This is a genomic window from Vibrio sp. TRT 1302 (assembly GCF_050113875.1).
Taxonomy (GTDB): Bacteria; Pseudomonadota; Gammaproteobacteria; order Enterobacterales; family Vibrionaceae; genus Vibrio.
Genome location: NZ_JBNJOF010000002.1, coordinates 407,516 through 424,186 on the forward strand (window position 1 = coordinate 407,516; position 16,671 = coordinate 424,186).

Below are 16,671 nucleotides of genomic sequence, written 5' to 3' on the forward strand. Positions count from 1 at the left end.
CTCTCTAAGCGTAAGGAGTGAACTATGGCGCGTATGTCTTGGAATGAAGCATGTTCTCTGGACCGTTCATTGTCGTCGTTAGATCACTTCTTCGCTATGCCCCCTGATTATGCCCAAACGCTAACCGGGGGGCTGACAAACCGCTGTTGGAAGGTTGTGACCACCGACGGTCAAGCCTATGTATGGCGACCCACCACCCATATTACCCAAGCCTTTTCGATATCTCGTTTTCAAGAGTATCAAATCCTCTCCGCTATTGAATCCAGCCACTTGGCTCCGAAAGCCATTCATATCAACGATCAAGGATTACTGGTTGATTGGATTGAGGGACAACCCTTGACCAATGATCTCACGTTTGACTCGTTGTTAAAGACAATGGTGAAAGTTCATGAAGTCGATATTAAGCGCATTCCCGTAGCTCCTTTTAATTATACGGCGCGAGTCGATCACTATTGGATGTTGCTTAATGACGAATACAAAGTGGACCCTTATCTTTCTATCTATACTCAGTGGCGTTCGGCACCGAGTCTTGCCGATGTAGGGCATACCTTGTGTCATTTTGATTTAGCTGGCTACAACATGGTCAAGACAGAGCAGGGTAATAAAGTTATCGACTGGGAGTATGCGGCAATTGCCGATCCGCGTCTTGATCTGACTTTGAGCATTGACGTCATGGAAGAGAAGCCACTTGAAGCTGTGTATCGTTACTGTCAGTTACGTGGAGTTGAAGGTGTCGATGACTGGGTTGAAGGTGTTATGGCTTGGAAACCGAGAGCAACCATGATGGCGATGCTATGGTATTTACTGGCATACCAGCTATGGGGCGATGAACAATATTTAACCCAAGCGCGTGCACTGAAAGAGACGTTTTGTTGCTAAGATCACTGTTTAGTGTATTCGGTCAGCGAATCTCATCATGACGACTTTTAAACCTTAGTTTTCGTGGTAGATTTAAACCACAAGGATCGGGGGATATACAATGATTATTTATTTACATGGTTTTGATTCGACCAGCCCAGGCAACCACGAAAAAGTACTGCAACTGCAGTTTATCGACGATGACGTGCGTTTTATCAACTACAGTACACTCCATCCAAAGCACGATATGCAGCACTTACTCAAAGAAGTCCACAAAGTTATCGAGCAAGCAGGTGATACTCAGCCAGTGATATGTGGTGTGGGTCTGGGTGCTTACTGGTCAGAACGAATTGGCTTCTTGTGTGGTATTAAGCAAGTCATGTTTAATCCGAATCTACATCCTGAGCTAACCATGCAGGGGCGAATTGACCGTCCTGAAGAGTACGAAGATATTGCCACTAAGTGCGTTTCTGAGTTCAGAACCAAGAACAAAGGTCGCTGCCTAGTGATTTTATCTAAAGAGGATGAAGTACACGACAATCGTAAAACTGCCGCTGAGTTAGAGGATTACTACGACATCATCTGGGATGAAACGCAGTCTCATAAGTTTAAGAAAATCTCTCAGCACCTCAAAACGATAGAGGCATTCAAAAAGAGTTAATCACCACTATTTTGTTTAAAGCGGCATGAAATCACTAGTGCCGCTTTTTTTTGTTCTAAATCTATGCTGAGAATATAAATATCGCTGAGATAAGTGCAATCTTTGGTTGCGTGTCCTATTTAGCTAGATATAATGAGCTAATTACAAATTTTTTGATAAATATCAAAAAAAATTGAGAGCGGATGGAAAATCTGCCCATCAACGAGCGGTTGTTTTAGCAATCGGCTCGGAGTCTAATGACTCTTTATCCATTAGCATGTCACATTCTATGCCCCTCTAGATCGGAACCTCTGACGGGTTAAAGCCCTAGGTGTCCCAAAAATACAGAATTCCATCGAGGCGGAATACCGACTCGATTAAGTTTTATTATAATTTTGAGGAGATAAGCTGTGACACGAATTATCGTAGTAGGCGGCGGTGCAGGTGGTCTTGAGCTTGTGACTAAACTTGGTCACACATTAGGCCGCAAAGGACGAGCAAAAGTCACCTTGGTTGACCGCAAGGCAAGCCATTTATGGAAACCACTTTTGCATGAAGTTGCTACAGGTTCATTGGATGAAGGCGTTGACGCGTTAAGCTATCGCGCACACGCAAAAAACCACCACTTTGACTTTCAAATGGGCGGTCTGCAAGATATCGACCGTGAGCGTAAAGTGATCAAGCTTTGCGAACTGAAAGACGAGCACGGTGAACTTTTGATCCCGAGCCGCGAGCTAGAATATGACATTCTAGTGATGGCGATTGGCTCCACTTCAAATGACTTTAACACTCCTGGTGTGCGTGAACACTGTATCTTCCTTGATAGCCCTGAACAGGCTCATCGTTTCCGTACGGAAATGAACAATGAGTTCCTTAAACTGCATGCTAAGAACGGTAACGGTACGGTTGATATTGCCATCGTCGGTGCGGGTGCAACGGGTGTAGAGCTTTCTGCTGAATTACACAATGCTGTCAAAGAGCTAAGAACGTATGGTTTTGGCGATTTAGATTCAAGCAAGCTGAATGTCAATCTTGTCGAAGCGGGCGAACGTATTCTTCCTGCTTTGCCTCCACGTATCTCTTCAGCAGCACATCAAGAGCTGACTAAGTTAGGTGTGAATGTTCGCACCGCGACTATGGTAACTCAAGCTGATGAAGATGGTCTTACGACAAAAGATGGCGATAAGATCCCAGCTCAGATCATGGTGTGGGCAGCGGGCATCAAAGCGCCTGACTTTATCAAGGATATCGCAGGGCTAGAGACCAACCGAATCAACCAGATGGTGGTAAAAAATACGCTACAAACCACTCGTGATGATGACATTTTCGTTATTGGTGATTTGGCTCAGTGCACGCAAGCCGATGGTTCATTTGTGCCACCACGTGCTCAGGCTGCGCACCAGATGGCAACCCGAGCTTTCTACAATATCGTCGCGAAGCTAAACGGTCGTGAGCTAAAACCGTATGTCTACAAAGACAAAGGTTCATTGGTGTCACTAAGCCGCTTCTCTACGGTAGGTAGTTTGATGGGGAACTTGACCAAAGGCTCAATGATGGTTGAAGGTCGCATTGCTCGTGTGGTTTACATTTCACTATATCGACTCCACCAGATGGCGTTGCACGGTCTATTTAAGACGGCACTGATCATCCTGATGGGTCGTATCAACCGAGTTCTACGACCAAATCTAAAGCTTCACTAATAAGCTTCATGTGTAAAAAAAGAGCGCTTAGCGCTCTTTTTTTATGTGATGGAATTGGTTACGGAATGATGGAGTAAACCAAGCCATCTTGAGCAAGGCCATCAAATATAAACCGATTTCTCGCACGCGTCTCAAATAGCCCACCACATTTCTCGATCAGCTTTTGACTGGCTAGGTTATCAGGGGCACAAACCACTTCTATACGCGTGACTTTTAGCTGTGAAAAGCAAAACTCAATGAGGGCGTTGACTGCGGCAGTACCGAGCCCTTGACCTTGATAATCGTCAGCAATCCAGTAGCCAATGCTCGCCATGTTAAAGGTGTGATAGAGTTCGTTGATCGCCACCATTCCAATGAGTGCATCGCTTTTGCGGCAGAAAACACCAAACCCATAGGCTTCGGACTTTACCCAATTCAGTCTGGTTGCGAGGATAAAACGCTCGGCATCATCTTGGGTGAAATCTTCGTGGCACCAATCAATCCATCGATGAAGGGTGGGGGAACGCACGATACAAGATTGCAACTTATCGCTGTCTGAACTTTCGATAAGGCGCAAGATGAGTCTGGGTGTAATGATTTGGTAATCTGGGCTCATAAAAGAATAGCCCTCGGTCGAGGGCTAAAAGCAAGATTAGTTAACACGGCGAACCTGAATGATCATGCCCATAAGTGGGTGATCGAGGAAGTGCGTTTCACTGCTGCGCATGCGACGCTTCTGATCGAGTCGGTAGCTCTTGAGAAACTCTTCTTTGTGAACGATGGGAGTGACATCTTCCATCAGTCCGATCTGAACAACCTGATTTTCGTCGGTGCTCTGATCACTCAATGATTCTGGTTGATGCTCTTCTAACGTGACTTCACGTACGCTTGGCGCTTTAAGGTCGAGTTCAACGTCAGCATACAGATAATGTTCTACGTAAATCTGTAGTTTCCCGTCTAGTTGATAGATGGCTTTAGGAATAGATTGCTCTGTGACGCCCTCTAACACCTGTTGGCCAGTCGTGCCGATCATTGAGCCGTCAGTATTAAACTTTCCTGAAAAGTCATAGCCAGCTTGAATGTGGAAGGTCGGGGCAGACAGTCTCCCCTGATCACCTTGACGCCATGCTTTGTGCATCAGCACTTCAAAACCAGCATGCTGCTTAAGCTTTTGCACTTCATCGGTTAGCGCATACTCTGAATAAGGGAGCATTTGCACCCCTTTTTTTGCACGATAGCTCGCATCCGCAAATGTACCAGCTCGTTCTAAATCGATTTTTGGCAGGTTAGCCGGCCAAGATTCAGCGGTCTGCTCCGCATCAACGGCACGTTTAAAAATGATCACTTCGATATCGAATTGACGCTGCGCCATTGACGGCATTGCTACAAGCATTAGCAACAGCGGGATCAGTTTCTTCATTGCAACTCCATGAAAAGGTGCATGGCACCTTAATTTAATTTTGTGAACACTCAAGCCTTAGGTAATAGATTCTGCTGGAACTCGCCCAGCATGTCATTAACAAATTGAATGCGTTTGCGTCTATCCACTAATGGTATCGTAAACTTGAACTTAGTTGGTCCATCCATTGCGAATTTTTGTGGCTGAGATTGCAATAGTTTAACCAAATACATAGGGTTAATGTCAGCATCCGGATAGAATTCAATAAAGCCCCCTTTATCGTGAGCCTCAATTTTCTTCACTTTTAGTGATGCTGCTTTCAGTTTAAGTTGTGCGACTGAGAGTAGATTTTGAGTTGCTTCCGACAACAGACCAAAACGGTCAATCAGTTCAATCTTCAATTCGCCTAACTCATCGTCACTGCTGACACTCGCTATCTGTTTATACATAGAGAGGCGTGTATTGACGTCGGGAATATAGTCATCAGGCAACAGTGCCGGTAGACGCATTTCGACTTCAGTCTGTTCGCGCAGCAATTCATCAAGTGACGGTTCTTTCCCTTCCTTGAGCGCTTCTACTGCTTGTTCCAGCATCTCCATGTACAAGGTAAAACCGACAGACTGAATCTGACCACTTTGCTCATCTCCAAGTAGTTCACCTGCGCCGCGGATTTCTAAGTCGTGGGTGGCGAGGGTAAAGCCTGCGCCCAAATCCTCAAGCGAAGCGATCGCCTCCAAACGTTTGACCGCATCTTTCGTCATCGCTTTGGGATGTGGCGTGAGGAGATAAGCATACGCTTGATGATGAGATCGACCAACGCGTCCGCGTAACTGATGAAGCTGAGCTAAACCAAGGTTATCGGCACGATCCATGATGATGGTATTGGCTGTTGGAACGTCAATGCCCGTTTCAATAATCGTGGTACACACCAACAAGTTGAAACGCTGATGGTAGAAGTCGTTCATGATTCGTTCCAGTTCACGTTCTCGCATTTGTCCATGTGCGACGGTGACACGAGCCTCTGGAACCAGTTTTTCTAAGTCAGCCGCTACCTTTTCAATCGTCTCGACCTGATTGTGAAGGAAGTACACTTGACCGCCACGCATAATCTCACGCAGTACCGCCTCTCTCACCACCGCATCATCACTTTGGCGGACGAATGTTTTGATTGCTAGGCGCCTTGCGGGTGGCGTTGCGATAATGGACAGATCACGCATACCACTCATCGCCATGTTGAGGGTACGTGGAATCGGTGTGGCGGTCAGAGTTAAGATATCGACGTCAGCGCGCATCGCCTTCATCTTCTCTTTCTGACGAACACCAAATCGGTGCTCTTCATCAACGATTAGCAGACCAAGATCTTTAAACTTAATATCGTTGGAGAGCAGTTTGTGGGTACCGACCACTAGGTCGACTTTACCGTCCTCGATATCTTGCAATACGAGTTTCTGCTCTTTTGCGGTTTTAAAGCGAGACAGTACTTCAACACGTATCGGTAGATTTGCGAAGCGGTCACGGAAGTTTTCAAAGTGTTGCTGAGCGAGCAGAGTGGTTGGAACCAAGACTGCCACTTGCTTTCCGTTGTCCGTAGCGACAAAGGCGGCGCGCATGGCAACTTCAGTTTTGCCGAAGCCTACGTCGCCACACACTAGACGATCCATGGCTTTTGCCTGACACATATCTGAAAGTACCGCATTGATTGCCATCGATTGATCATCGGTTTCTTCAAACGGAAAGCCTGCTTTGAAAGTGGCGTATTGACCACGGTCTAAGGCAAATTTATAGCCCGGTTTGAGTTCACGTTTTGCATAGACGTCAAGCAACTCCGCTGCGACATCACGCACCTTCTCTGCAGCTTTACGACGCGCTTTAGCCCACGCTTCACCACCCAGTTTGTGCAATGGGGCACTCTCTTCTGCACCGCCTGAATAGCGGCTGATTAGGTTGAGTGATGCCACTGGCACATAAAGCTTAGCTTCATTTTGGTATTCAAGGGTAACGTACTCAGTCGTCATCCCTCCTGCCTCGAGGGTTTGCAAGCCTATATAGCGCCCAATACCGTGGTCGATATGCACGACAGGTTGACCGGTTTGCAGTTCAGCAAGGTTGCGAATGACCGCATCGCTATTGGTGACTTTGCGATCTTTACGGCGACGTTGAATGACACGGTCACCGAGTAAATCGCTTTCACAGATTAAGGCGAGTTGATCATCACCATAGACAAACCCGTGTTCTGAGGAACCTAGGATAAAACTGAATTTGGCTGGGCTATTCAGTGCCTGCTCAAAATTTTCAGCGGGTTCTGGGCGTAGTTTTATTCGTTGTAATAGCTCAAGTAAGGCTTCACGGCGACCTTCGGATTCGACAGAGAAGACGACTTTTCCTTTGAAGGACTCGCTAAACTGGCGAAGGGCAGCCATGGGTTCTTTGTTCTGATGCTGAACCGCTAATTCAGGTAATGGTGCGATGTTTGGATTGAATCGCCCTTGTTTTTCACTGACAGGATCAACAAATAGTTTGGCTTGTGGTAACTGTTTGAATTGACTAAAGAGTTCATCCTTTTGCAGCCAAAGTTCTTGCGGTGGCAGCAGTGGGCGCAGTGGGTCGATTTTGCGCTGATCGTAACGATAGTCAACATCGGTCAAAAAGGTATCAATCGCCGATTCTAAGTCACCGACGGTCACTAGTAAGCTATTTTCGGGAATGTAATCAAACAGAGTTTCGGTGTGTTCGAAGAACAGGGGCTGCCAATATTCGATGCCCGCAGGCCATGTGCCTTTCGAAACCTGCATGTAGACGGACTCAGGTTCGCGGCGCGCTTCGAAGCGTTGACGCCAGCGAATACGAAAGTCTTCAATTGCAGATTCAGAGGTCGGAAATTCGTGAGCGGGTAACAGACGGATTTCCTTAGTATCTTCAATCGAACGTTGATTTTCAGGATCGAACGTACGAATCGTATCGATTTCATCATCAAAGAAATCGATACGATATGGGTCACTTGAGCCCATAGGGAACAGATCGAGAATCGACCCTCGGCTCGCGTATTCACCAGGACCAAAGACTTGGTCGACATTACGGTAACCGGATTTTTCCAGCTGAAGTCTCAGCTTCTCTAACGAGAACAAGTCGCCCACTTTAACCATTAAGGTATGTTGCAACAGAAACTCTCGTGGAGACTGACGTTGTAGCAACGTGCTGACAGGCACAATGGTGATGCCGGATGTCTGTGTCGGTAGTTGATACAAGCGGGAAATTCGGTCAGAGATGATTTCCTGATGAGGCGAAAAACTGTCGTAAGGCAGCGTTTCCCAGTCAGGGAAAAGGGCAACTTCATGACGAGAGAATTGTTCAATCTCTTGTTGCAGTTTCAGAGCTGTTTGCGGATCAGGTACCGCCAGCAATGTGTGGGCACCATGACGCTCTGCTAGCTCTGCGATGGCGAGTGCCAAACTGGCACCACGCAGATTTCCGAACTGTTTTTTGTCTCCTACGCCATCTGGGCATGCGAGATTAAGTAAAGATGTGTTAGACATAGTGAAAGTCGTTATTTGTCGCGGTTTAGTGAACGCTGGCGAAGCAGTTTCTGCTGTTGGTATAGCGCGGCTTTAATCAGCAGGTCTTGGTCAATGTCTCTAAGTCGATCGTACTTAACAGTGATTAAGTGGGTATCGCTATTGGTTTCAATGTTGGCAACATGGCCATAGCAATAAATTGCCGCAGCAGGATGATCGAGAAACATCTTTATACGCAGCGTTGTGCCAAGCTTAGTCACGGAGTCAGACATATAGGTAAACTGACTCGCACCAAATGAATGGGTGTGATGACGCAGCGTGGCATCATCTTGCTGTGACAACATGAATGTAAGGAGTAAATTCAACTTAGAATTTTGAGTATCAAGCAGTTGAATGACATGTTTGAATTCGCTGTTCTTAAGTTCACCACGTGCATTGTCATTGAGTAAGTCGAGATTGCTGAACTCACTGGCGACGATGAAAGGTGCGGGGATTTCCGCTTCAAATTTTTCTGCGCTTGGCAACGATTCGTTGTCTGCCAATGGCTCAATATTAACAGTGATGGTGTGATTAACGGTAAAGAACTCTTGGTCAGACATGCTCGATTCCTTATGCTTTATAGCATTGATTATCGTTATACCTGACAACTAATCAAGGTATCCCTTTGTTTATTACATATTTTAACGACTAATTGGCAATTAAACACTACAACCGACCTCAATTAATCGGTAGAGTAAACGACTATTACTAGGTCCCTAGACTCTAACTTTGGTTTCTACTATGTTTCATCCAGTCTCTACCTTTATCGGGTTACGCTATTTGCGCGGGCGATCCGGTGATAGGTTTAGTCGATTTGTCTCCTATATGTCGACCGCAGGTATCACGATTGGTGTGATGTCTTTGGTTACCGTTTTATCGGTAATGAATGGCTTCGAAGCTCAGCTTAAAGGGCGCATTTTAGGTGTGTTACCACAAGCGATTGTCTCGCAAACGGCTGGCGCGACGGAGTACAGCTCGACGCCTCCCGAATTTATCACCCAGCTCTCCGATGCTGGGCACCCAGAACCGATAGTACAAAGTGAAGCGGTGATACAAAGCGCCAGTCAATTGAGCGCTGGGTTACTGATAGGCATTAAACCTTCTGAACATGATCCGATCGAACAGCACCTTATTGCAGGGCGATTAGCCAATTTGCAAGCGGGGAAATATCAGCTGTTCATTGGACACACATTGGCGAGATCTTTGGATGTGACGATTGGCGATAAGGTGCGCCTAATGGTCACAAGTGCCAGTCAGTTTACGCCTCTTGGACGTATACCTAGTCAGAGATTGTTTACTGTCGCTGGCATCTATAACACAGGTTCCGACGTTGATGGCCAGTTGATGCTGACCCACATCCAAGACGCGGGTAAGTTAATGCGTTTGAATGACGATGCTATGACCGGATGGCGTTTGTTTTTTAATGACCCTTTTGTCGTCGCAGATATAGCAGAACAGCCGATGCCTCAAGGTTGGAAGTGGCAGGATTGGCGAGACCAACGCGGTGAGCTATTCCAAGCAGTTCGCATGGAAAAAAACATGATGGGCTTGATGTTGGGACTGATCATAGGTGTTGCGGCATTCAATATTATTTCCGCCTTGATTATGGTGGTGATGGAAAAACAGGCGGAAGTGGCAATTCTCAAAACCCAGGGTATGACCGACCGCCAGGTGCTCGCCATTTTTATGGTTCAAGGTGCAAGTAGTGGTGTGATTGGTGCTTTGATCGGTGGGGCGTTTGGTATCGCTCTGGCCAGTAACCTCAACCAAATCCTTGATAGCGCGGGAGTGGCTCTTTTCTCTATTGGAGGGGAGTTACCCATATTGATTAATCCGACTCAGATTGTCGTTGTTGTGGTGTTGGCAATCGCGCTAAGCCTTGCCGCAACGTTGTTTCCTTCCTACCGCGCATCTTCTGTAAAACCAGCTGAGGCTTTAAGATATGAGTAACCTTCTCAAGTGCCACAATGTGTGTAAAACCTATCATGAGGGAGCGTTTGATACTCAAGTATTAAAGGGTGTCAGCTTTGAATTAGTTAGAGGAGAGCTAGCTTCAATTATCGGTACGTCCGGTTCGGGGAAGAGTACTCTGTTACACATTCTTGGTGCGCTCGACGATGCGACAGAAGGGCATGTTACCTTTCTTGACCATAATCTCGCTAAGCTTAGCTCCAACCATCAAGCCAAACTGCGTAATCAGCACTTAGGATTTGTGTACCAGTTTCATCATTTGTTGTCTGATTTTAGTGCGATTGAAAATGTTGCGATGCCTTTATTGATTGGAGGCGTAAAAGTCAGCCAAGCAAAACTGGCTGCTAAAGCATTGCTTGATAAAGTTGGCTTGAGCCACCGCTTAGAGCACCGTCCCGCTGAACTGTCAGGAGGCGAGCGCCAACGCGTAGCGATTGCTCGTGCACTGGTGAACAGCCCTGCGTTGGTATTGGCTGATGAGCCGACGGGTAACCTGGATCATTCCACGGCGCTAGCCATTTACGATTTGATGCGCGAATTGAATCAAGAATCAGAGACGGCTTTCCTAGTCGTCACTCATGATGGTGAACTTGCGGCCAAAATGGATCGCCAGCTACACATGCAAGATGGCCTGCTACTCAATCTAGAGGGGGTCTAAGTGTTTTCATCATTATCGTTATTTATCGGTGGGAGATTCAGTCGAGCCAAACAGCGAAATAAAATGGTTTCTTTTATTTCACTGTCGTCGACCATTGGTATCGCCGTCGGAGTGGCCGTTATTATCATTGGCCTTTCGGCGATGAATGGTTTTGAACGAGAGCTCAATAACCGAGTCTTGTCGGTGATCTCACATGGTGAATTCGAAGGGGTAAAAGGCCCGCTAAGTAATTGGAACAATGTGGTTACACAAGCTGAAAAACATCCAAAAATTGTAGCTGCCGCTCCTTACGTCAAGCTGACCGCTCTTGCCGAGAAAGGAACGCAACTCAAGGCGATAGAGGTCCGAGGGATTGACCCTCATCAAGAGAGTAAAGTCTCCAATCTCAACGCGTTTATCGATGCCCAAGTTTGGCAAGCATTCAAGCCTAACCAGCAACAGGTCATTTTAGGTCAAGGTGTCGCGGACTTGTTGCAAGTCAAACAAGGGGATTATCTGACGCTAATGATCCCCACAAGCGGCGTGACAACTAAGGTTCAGGCTCCAAAGCGTGTGCGCGTTAAGGTCGCTGGACTACTCAAGTTAAATGGTCAAATCGACCACAATTTGGCATTGATTCCACTCGAAGATGCTCAGGCGTACGCCAAGTTGGGTGATGGCGTCAGTGGTGTTTCAGTTCGTGTCACCGATGTATTGCAAGCAACGCAAATTGTAAGAGAAGCGGGCAATACCTTAGATGTGTATGTTTATCTGCGCAGTTGGCAGCAGAAGTATGGCTTCTTGTATCGAGACATTCAGTTGGTCAGAACCATCATGTATTTGGTGATGGTGTTGGTCATTGGTGTTGCCAGCTTTAATATCGTCTCGACATTAATGATGGCGGTTAAAGATCGCGCCGCCGAGATCGCCATTTTGCGTACCATGGGGGCGAGTGATGGTCTGGTTAAACGTATATTTGTCTGGCAAGGTGTCTTTTCTGGTGTTCTCGGTAGTGTGGCTGGTAGTGTTATTGGTGTTCTCGTTGCGCTTAATTTGACGCCAATGATTACTGCACTGGAGGCGTTAATTGGTCATCAATTCTTGTCCGGTGATATCTACTTTGTCGACTTTCTTCCTTCACAGGTCAATGTCTCAGATGTGGCATTGGTGTCGTTGACGGCGGTGGTGCTGAGTTTGCTGGCGACGTGGTATCCAGCCTCTAGAGCGAGTAAGCTTAATCCCGCGGCGGTACTGAGCTCAAAATAATGCAAAATCAAAGCAACAAAAAAGGACCTACTGGTCCTTTTTTTATTCCATTCGACATCTCAATTACATGTCTGCCAAATCTGGCCTGCGCAATTGTACATCGCCAGTTTACTTCTTCAACAAGCCACTTATTCTGATTTTTCGTTTTTGCCAGCTGCGTACAACCGAATAACGCCAAAGGGCTTTGATACCAAAGTAGCCGGCCATCGCTGAGGCGACGCCACAGATCATGCAGCCTAGTAGGAATGGAGGACCAATAGTGGTCATCTGGTGGAGAATAAACTCCCAAGAAAGCTCAAAATGAAAGTCTTGAGGTGGGACGCGCATTACCCACGCGCCAATCTTATACGCGAAGTAGAACAGAACGGGCATGGTTACAGGGTTACTGACCCAAACGAGTGCAACAGAGAGGGGTAAATTCACGCCACACATGATCGCGAGACCTGCTGACATGATCATCTGACTTGGCAGAGGAACAAACGCCATAAATAACCCTACAGCAAAGGCACCAGCGGCTGAACGTCGGTTAAGACACCATAGGTTAGGGTTGTAAAGCACGTTGCCAAAAATCTTTAGTGCCTTTTGACGCTTAATTACTTCGTGGTCAGGCATAAAGCGTTTAATAAATTTTCTTGGCATAGGGGAATATGACTCTCTACTTAAATTATTGGACGCTAATTTCGTTCTCTTTGTTAATCACGACTAGCCCTTACTGGTTCAGCATGCCCAGTTGGCATTATCTGCTGCTTCCTCTGGCTGTGTTGCTTGCTTCCTTCAAGTATAGAAAAGCCAGATATTGTTCAGGAATAGCCTTAGCGTGTGTCGTCATCCTATTGCACGGCAACCTACTGCGATATCAAACAGAGATGCTTTTTCAAGCAGGTCAGGATATTACCATAACTGCTGATGTTGACAGCCTTTTTAAACCAATAAACTACGGCTTTCAAGGCATAGTTATAGTTAGATCAATCAATGGCCAAGCTTTGACCAGTTTAACGCGCCCGAAAGTGAGGTTAAAGGGGCCGATCAAGCTAAAACCGAGAGATGTGATTTCAGCCAGTGTAAAAGTGAGCGCAATTTATGGATTGATGAACTCAGTTGGGTTTGATGCTGAGAAATACGCGCTTGAGCAATCGATAGTGGCGTCACTGTCGATAAATAGTAAGCGCGGCTACTATGCCATCTCCCGAGAATCACTGAGAACTCGCCTGCTAGATAAAATAAGCCGCCATTTAGCAGGTCGTGAATTCAGAGGCATGATCTTAGCGGTGATCTTTGGTGTACGCGATGAGATTTCTGCTCAAACCTGGCAGCAACTTAAACAAAGTGGTTTAAGTCATTTAATTTCAATCTCTGGCCTGCATATCGCGATTGTATTTACTTTTGGTTGGTCACTTGGGCTGGTAGCGATGCGAGTGGGCGCTTCGTTGCGCTGGACCCCCGTTTTTTTGGGGTTGCTGCTTGCATGGTGCTACGCATGGTTAGCGGGTTTCTCTATTCCCACTCAACGTGCTTGGCTGATGTGCTGCTTAGTGAGTGTGACCCAGTATCGGTCGGGTAGTTTGCCCAGCAGTTATCGTTGGCTTCTTGTATTCGCTTGTCTGGTCGCGATAGAACCATTCTCAGTGTTAAGCCGTAGCTTGTGGATGTCTATGTATGCTGTCGCCATTATTATGCTGAATCGTTCTTTGGTAAGGGAGAAGCAAAACTGGCTTGAGGGCTTATTTAGACTCCAGTTACTGCTTGTCGTTGCCATGGCACCGTTAGTGGCTTACCTATATCAGGGGATCAGTATTGGCTCGGTGATTTATAACCTGTTGTTTGTGCCTTGGTTTAGTTTTGTCGTGATGCCTTTGGCCTTTCTCGCTTTGCTAGGTTCGTTGTTGGCAGACAGCACATCATGGCTATGGTGGGCTGTCGATGGCAGCCTGTTCCCAGTGAGTTGGATGATTGCTAATGCTGATTGGGGTTGGCTTAACCTATCAAATACACAGCTAAAATGGCTAATTATTACGGTGGTAGTGGCGCCTGTTATCACTGTCGTAAGGCGACGAAACCTTCTGCTAGTGTTCGGTGTTATTACCTTGGGTGTCATCGATTGGTCGCCAGCGCCTACATGGAAGTTGACCGCCTTGGATGTTGGGCACGGGCTCGCTATCGTGGTGCAACAAGGTAAGAGTGTGCTTGTTTACGATACGGGGGCGGCCTGGAATAACTCAAGTTTTGCCGAGCAAATTGTCTCTCCTTATATCAGGTATAGCGGGAGTGAGAACGTCGATTTTTTGATTCTCAGCCACTTCGATAATGACCATGTGGGTGGTTGGATGGAGATACAAGATTCTTGGCAACCGGAAAACCTTATCAGCAGCCAACGACTTGCTTCAGGACAAGAATGTATCGCTGGGAACAAGTGGCAATGGCAAGAGATCGAAATTGAAGCATTGTGGCCGCCAAAGAGTGTCGAGCGTGCCTTTAATGCTCACTCCTGTGTAGTGAGGCTGACGCATACTATACAAGGACAAAGTGTGCTGCTCACGGGGGATATCGATTCGGTAACCGAATGGTTGTTGCTACGCCAGATCGACAACCTTACTGCGGATATTATTGTTGTCCCTCATCATGGCAGTAATACCTCTTCGACTTTGCCGTTTATCAATGCGGTGTCAGCGGATATTGCGATTGCCTCTGTCGGCAAAAATGGACGTTGGGATTTACCTAGTCAGCAAGTCGTTCACCGATATGAAAATGCAGGCGTAACATGGCTAGATACCGCCAATGATGGTCAAATTACGGTCGAATTTTATCCAGATCACACCCAGACAAGCGCACTTAGGTGGTTGAAAGGGGGGACTTGGTATAGGCAGATGCTACGTAAGGGAGTAGAATAACCGCAATATTGTAAAAGAAAAATAAGCATTTCTATGTCTCTGAATCAAGACGAAACTACTTGGCAAACCTTTAAACGCTTGTGGACTTATATTCGCCTATACAAGGCAGGTCTAGCGGTTGCCGTTGTCGCATTGGTCATTAATGCGGTTGCTGATACTTACATGGTCTCTCTGCTTAAACCTCTTCTAGATGAAGGTTTTGGTAACGCAGAATCTAATTTCTTACGCATATTGCCACTGATCATTTTCGGCATGATGGTGATACGCGGTCTAAGTGGCTTTGTCTCGACCTACTGCCTGAGCTGGGTTTCTGGCAATGTGGTGATGGAGATGAGACGTTCGATCTTCAATCAGTTTATGCACATGCCCGTGACCTACTTTGATAAAGAGTCGGCGGGTGGTCTTCTTTCTCGAATTACCTACGACTCTGAACAAGTAGCAGGTGCAACTAGCCGTGCATTGGTCAGTATTGTCCGTGAAGGTGCGAGTATTGTTGGTCTCTTGGTACTGATGTTCTGGAACAGTTGGCAGTTGTCACTGGTGCTATTTGTAGTTGCTCCGCTGGTTGCTTGGGGTATTGGTGTTGTTTCTAAGCGTTTCCGTAAGATCTCAAAGAATATGCAGGAAGCGATGGGGCATGTCACTTCGTCAGCTGAACAGATGCTAAAAGGGCACAAAGTCGTATTGAGCTATGGTGGTCAGAAGATCGAAAGCGAGCGCTTTGATGCTGTAAGCAATCAGATGCGCCAGCAGTCAATGAAGTTAGTTGCCGCTCAAGCCATCGCAAACCCAGTGATACAGCTTATCGCTTCTATTGCACTTGTTGTTGTCCTGTTTCTTGCAAGTGTTGATTCTATTCGCTCTGAACTGACTCCAGGCACATTTACCGTAGTTTTCTCTGCGATGTTTGGTCTGATGCGTCCTCTCAAAGCACTGACAAACGTAACGTCTGATTTTCAACGAGGTATGGCGGCGAGCCAGACTTTATTTGCATTAATGGATCTTGAAACCGAACAAGATAATGGTAAATATCAGGTTGAACGTGCCCGCGGTGATATTGAAGTGAAGGAAGTGACCTTTACTTACGAAGGCAAAGAAAAACCTGCGTTAGTCGATGTCAGCTTTAAAATTCCTCGAGGAAAAACGGTCGCCTTGGTTGGTCGTTCTGGCTCAGGCAAGAGTACTATCGCAAGCCTGTTTACCCGTTTCTACGATGTTGACGCTGGTAGCATCTGTCTCGATGAGCATGATATTCGTGATTATCAACTTAGCAATCTGCGTTCACACTTCGCGTTAGTTTCGCAAAACGTGCACCTGTTTAACGACACTATTGCAAATAACATTGCCTATGCGGCAACAGATAAATACAGCCGTGAACAGATAGAGCACGCAGCCAAATTGGCTTACGCGATGGACTTTATTGAAAAGATGGATGAAGGCTTAGATACGGTTATTGGTGAAAATGGTGCCAGCCTATCTGGTGGTCAACGTCAGCGTATCGCGATCGCTCGAGCATTGTTACGTGATGCGCCAGTACTGATTCTGGACGAAGCAACGTCAGCGTTGGATACCGAGTCTGAGAAGGCTATCCAGTCTGCGCTTGATGAACTGCAAAAAGATAAAACGGTATTGGTTATCGCTCACCGACTGTCTACGATCGAAAGCGCAGATGAAATTCTCGTTGTCGATGAAGGTGAGATTGTCGAACGAGGCAGTCATCAAGACTTAATCGAGAAAAACGGTGCTTACGCGCAGCTGCATCGTATTCAGTTTGGTGCGTAA

At 46.6% G+C, this 16,671-nt stretch carries 13 protein-coding genes; 8 read left to right on the forward strand and 5 right to left on the reverse strand.

What is annotated here, in order from left to right; translation table 11 throughout:
• Positions 1 to 24 precede the first annotated feature (24 nt).
• The 3 genes from ACQEXP_RS04640 to ACQEXP_RS04650 all read left to right on the forward strand — a co-directional run bounded on the left by ACQEXP_RS04640 (position 25) and on the right by ACQEXP_RS04650 (position 3,198).
• Positions 25 to 879 (forward strand): phosphotransferase, encoded by an 855-nt coding sequence (locus ACQEXP_RS04640; protein ID WP_426968465.1) that lies wholly within the window; start codon positions 25 to 27, stop codon positions 877 to 879.
• 100 nt (positions 880 to 979) lie between these two features.
• Positions 980 to 1,519, forward strand: a complete 540-nt coding sequence (gene ycfP / locus ACQEXP_RS04645; RefSeq protein WP_138973328.1) for an alpha/beta hydrolase YcfP — start codon at positions 980 to 982, stop codon at positions 1,517 to 1,519.
• A gap of 389 nt (positions 1,520 to 1,908) precedes the next feature.
• Complete coding sequence (locus ACQEXP_RS04650; protein WP_269375964.1) at positions 1,909 to 3,198, forward strand: NAD(P)/FAD-dependent oxidoreductase; 1,290 nt, start codon at positions 1,909 to 1,911, stop codon at positions 3,196 to 3,198.
• A gap of 58 nt (positions 3,199 to 3,256) precedes the next feature.
• On the opposite strand, the gene ACQEXP_RS04655 is transcribed toward ACQEXP_RS04650, so the two are convergent.
• From ACQEXP_RS04655 to ACQEXP_RS04670, 4 genes are read right to left on the reverse strand one after another with little or no spacing between them, the layout of a single operon-like run.
• Complete coding sequence (locus ACQEXP_RS04655; protein ID WP_269375963.1) at positions 3,257 to 3,793, reverse strand: GNAT family N-acetyltransferase; 537 nt, start codon at positions 3,791 to 3,793, stop codon at positions 3,257 to 3,259.
• 36 nt (positions 3,794 to 3,829) lie between these two features.
• Positions 3,830 to 4,597 (reverse strand): peptidoglycan binding protein CsiV, encoded by a 768-nt coding sequence (locus tag ACQEXP_RS04660; protein WP_426968468.1) that lies wholly within the window; start codon positions 4,595 to 4,597, stop codon positions 3,830 to 3,832.
• A 50-nt stretch (positions 4,598 to 4,647) separates the two neighbouring features.
• The gene (gene mfd, locus ACQEXP_RS04665) at positions 4,648 to 8,109 is read right to left on the reverse strand and encodes a transcription-repair coupling factor (RefSeq protein WP_426968469.1); all 3,462 of its coding nucleotides are present in this window, start codon (positions 8,107 to 8,109) and stop codon (positions 4,648 to 4,650) included.
• Positions 8,110 to 8,120: 11 nt separating this feature from the next.
• The gene (locus ACQEXP_RS04670) at positions 8,121 to 8,687 is read right to left on the reverse strand and encodes a PilZ domain-containing protein (protein ID WP_426968471.1); all 567 of its coding nucleotides are present in this window, start codon (positions 8,685 to 8,687) and stop codon (positions 8,121 to 8,123) included.
• Between the two features lie 181 nt (positions 8,688 to 8,868).
• Between ACQEXP_RS04670 and lolC the strand changes: the two genes are divergently transcribed.
• From lolC to lolE, 3 genes are read left to right on the forward strand one after another with little or no spacing between them, the layout of a single operon-like run.
• Positions 8,869 to 10,077, forward strand: a complete 1,209-nt coding sequence (lolC, locus tag ACQEXP_RS04675; RefSeq protein ID WP_426968473.1) for a lipoprotein-releasing ABC transporter permease subunit LolC — start codon at positions 8,869 to 8,871, stop codon at positions 10,075 to 10,077.
• On the forward strand, positions 10,070 to 10,756 hold the full coding sequence (lolD, locus tag ACQEXP_RS04680) for a lipoprotein-releasing ABC transporter ATP-binding protein LolD (RefSeq protein ID WP_426968474.1): 687 nt from the start codon (positions 10,070 to 10,072) through the stop codon (positions 10,754 to 10,756). The genes lolC and lolD overlap by 8 nt, the downstream gene beginning before the upstream one ends.
• Positions 10,757 to 12,001 (forward strand): lipoprotein-releasing ABC transporter permease subunit LolE, encoded by a 1,245-nt coding sequence (lolE, locus tag ACQEXP_RS04685; protein ID WP_426968476.1) that lies wholly within the window; start codon positions 10,757 to 10,759, stop codon positions 11,999 to 12,001.
• Between the two features lie 108 nt (positions 12,002 to 12,109).
• Here the strand turns inward: lolE and ACQEXP_RS04690 are convergent, their stop codons facing one another.
• The gene (locus ACQEXP_RS04690; protein WP_269375956.1) at positions 12,110 to 12,640 is read right to left on the reverse strand and encodes a DUF2062 domain-containing protein; all 531 of its coding nucleotides are present in this window, start codon (positions 12,638 to 12,640) and stop codon (positions 12,110 to 12,112) included.
• A gap of 8 nt (positions 12,641 to 12,648) precedes the next feature.
• Between ACQEXP_RS04690 and ACQEXP_RS04695 the strand changes: the two genes are divergently transcribed.
• Together ACQEXP_RS04695 and msbA are read left to right on the forward strand one after the other, a co-directional pair.
• Positions 12,649 to 14,889, forward strand: a complete 2,241-nt coding sequence (locus ACQEXP_RS04695; RefSeq protein WP_426968477.1) for a DNA internalization-related competence protein ComEC/Rec2 — start codon at positions 12,649 to 12,651, stop codon at positions 14,887 to 14,889.
• A 33-nt stretch (positions 14,890 to 14,922) separates the two neighbouring features.
• Positions 14,923 to 16,671, forward strand: coding sequence for a lipid A ABC transporter ATP-binding protein/permease MsbA (gene msbA, locus ACQEXP_RS04700; protein WP_426968478.1), 1,749 nt, complete (start codon positions 14,923 to 14,925; stop codon positions 16,669 to 16,671).

What these genes read in the sequence shown, in the direction of transcription:
- ACQEXP_RS04640 (WP_426968465.1), top strand. Translation starts at nt 25, where the DNA reads ATGGCGCGTATGTCTTGGAATGAAGCATGTTCTCTGGACCGTTCATTG.
- ycfP (WP_138973328.1), top strand. Translation starts at nt 980, where the DNA reads ATGATTATTTATTTACATGGTTTTGATTCGACCAGCCCAGGCAACCAC.
- ACQEXP_RS04655 (WP_269375963.1), bottom strand. Translation starts at nt 3,793, where the DNA reads ATGAGCCCAGATTACCAAATCATTACACCCAGACTCATCTTGCGCCTT.
- ACQEXP_RS04660 (WP_426968468.1), bottom strand. Translation starts at nt 4,597, where the DNA reads ATGAAGAAACTGATCCCGCTGTTGCTAATGCTTGTAGCAATGCCGTCA.
- mfd (WP_426968469.1), bottom strand. Translation starts at nt 8,109, where the DNA reads ATGTCTAACACATCTTTACTTAATCTCGCATGCCCAGATGGCGTAGGA.
- ACQEXP_RS04670 (WP_426968471.1), bottom strand. Translation starts at nt 8,687, where the DNA reads ATGTCTGACCAAGAGTTCTTTACCGTTAATCACACCATCACTGTTAAT.
- lolC (WP_426968473.1), top strand. Translation starts at nt 8,869, where the DNA reads ATGTTTCATCCAGTCTCTACCTTTATCGGGTTACGCTATTTGCGCGGG.
- lolD (WP_426968474.1), top strand. Translation starts at nt 10,070, where the DNA reads ATGAGTAACCTTCTCAAGTGCCACAATGTGTGTAAAACCTATCATGAG.
- ACQEXP_RS04690 (WP_269375956.1), bottom strand. Translation starts at nt 12,640, where the DNA reads ATGCCAAGAAAATTTATTAAACGCTTTATGCCTGACCACGAAGTAATT.
- ACQEXP_RS04695 (WP_426968477.1), top strand. Translation starts at nt 12,649, where the DNA reads ATGACTCTCTACTTAAATTATTGGACGCTAATTTCGTTCTCTTTGTTA.
- msbA (WP_426968478.1), top strand. Translation starts at nt 14,923, where the DNA reads ATGTCTCTGAATCAAGACGAAACTACTTGGCAAACCTTTAAACGCTTG.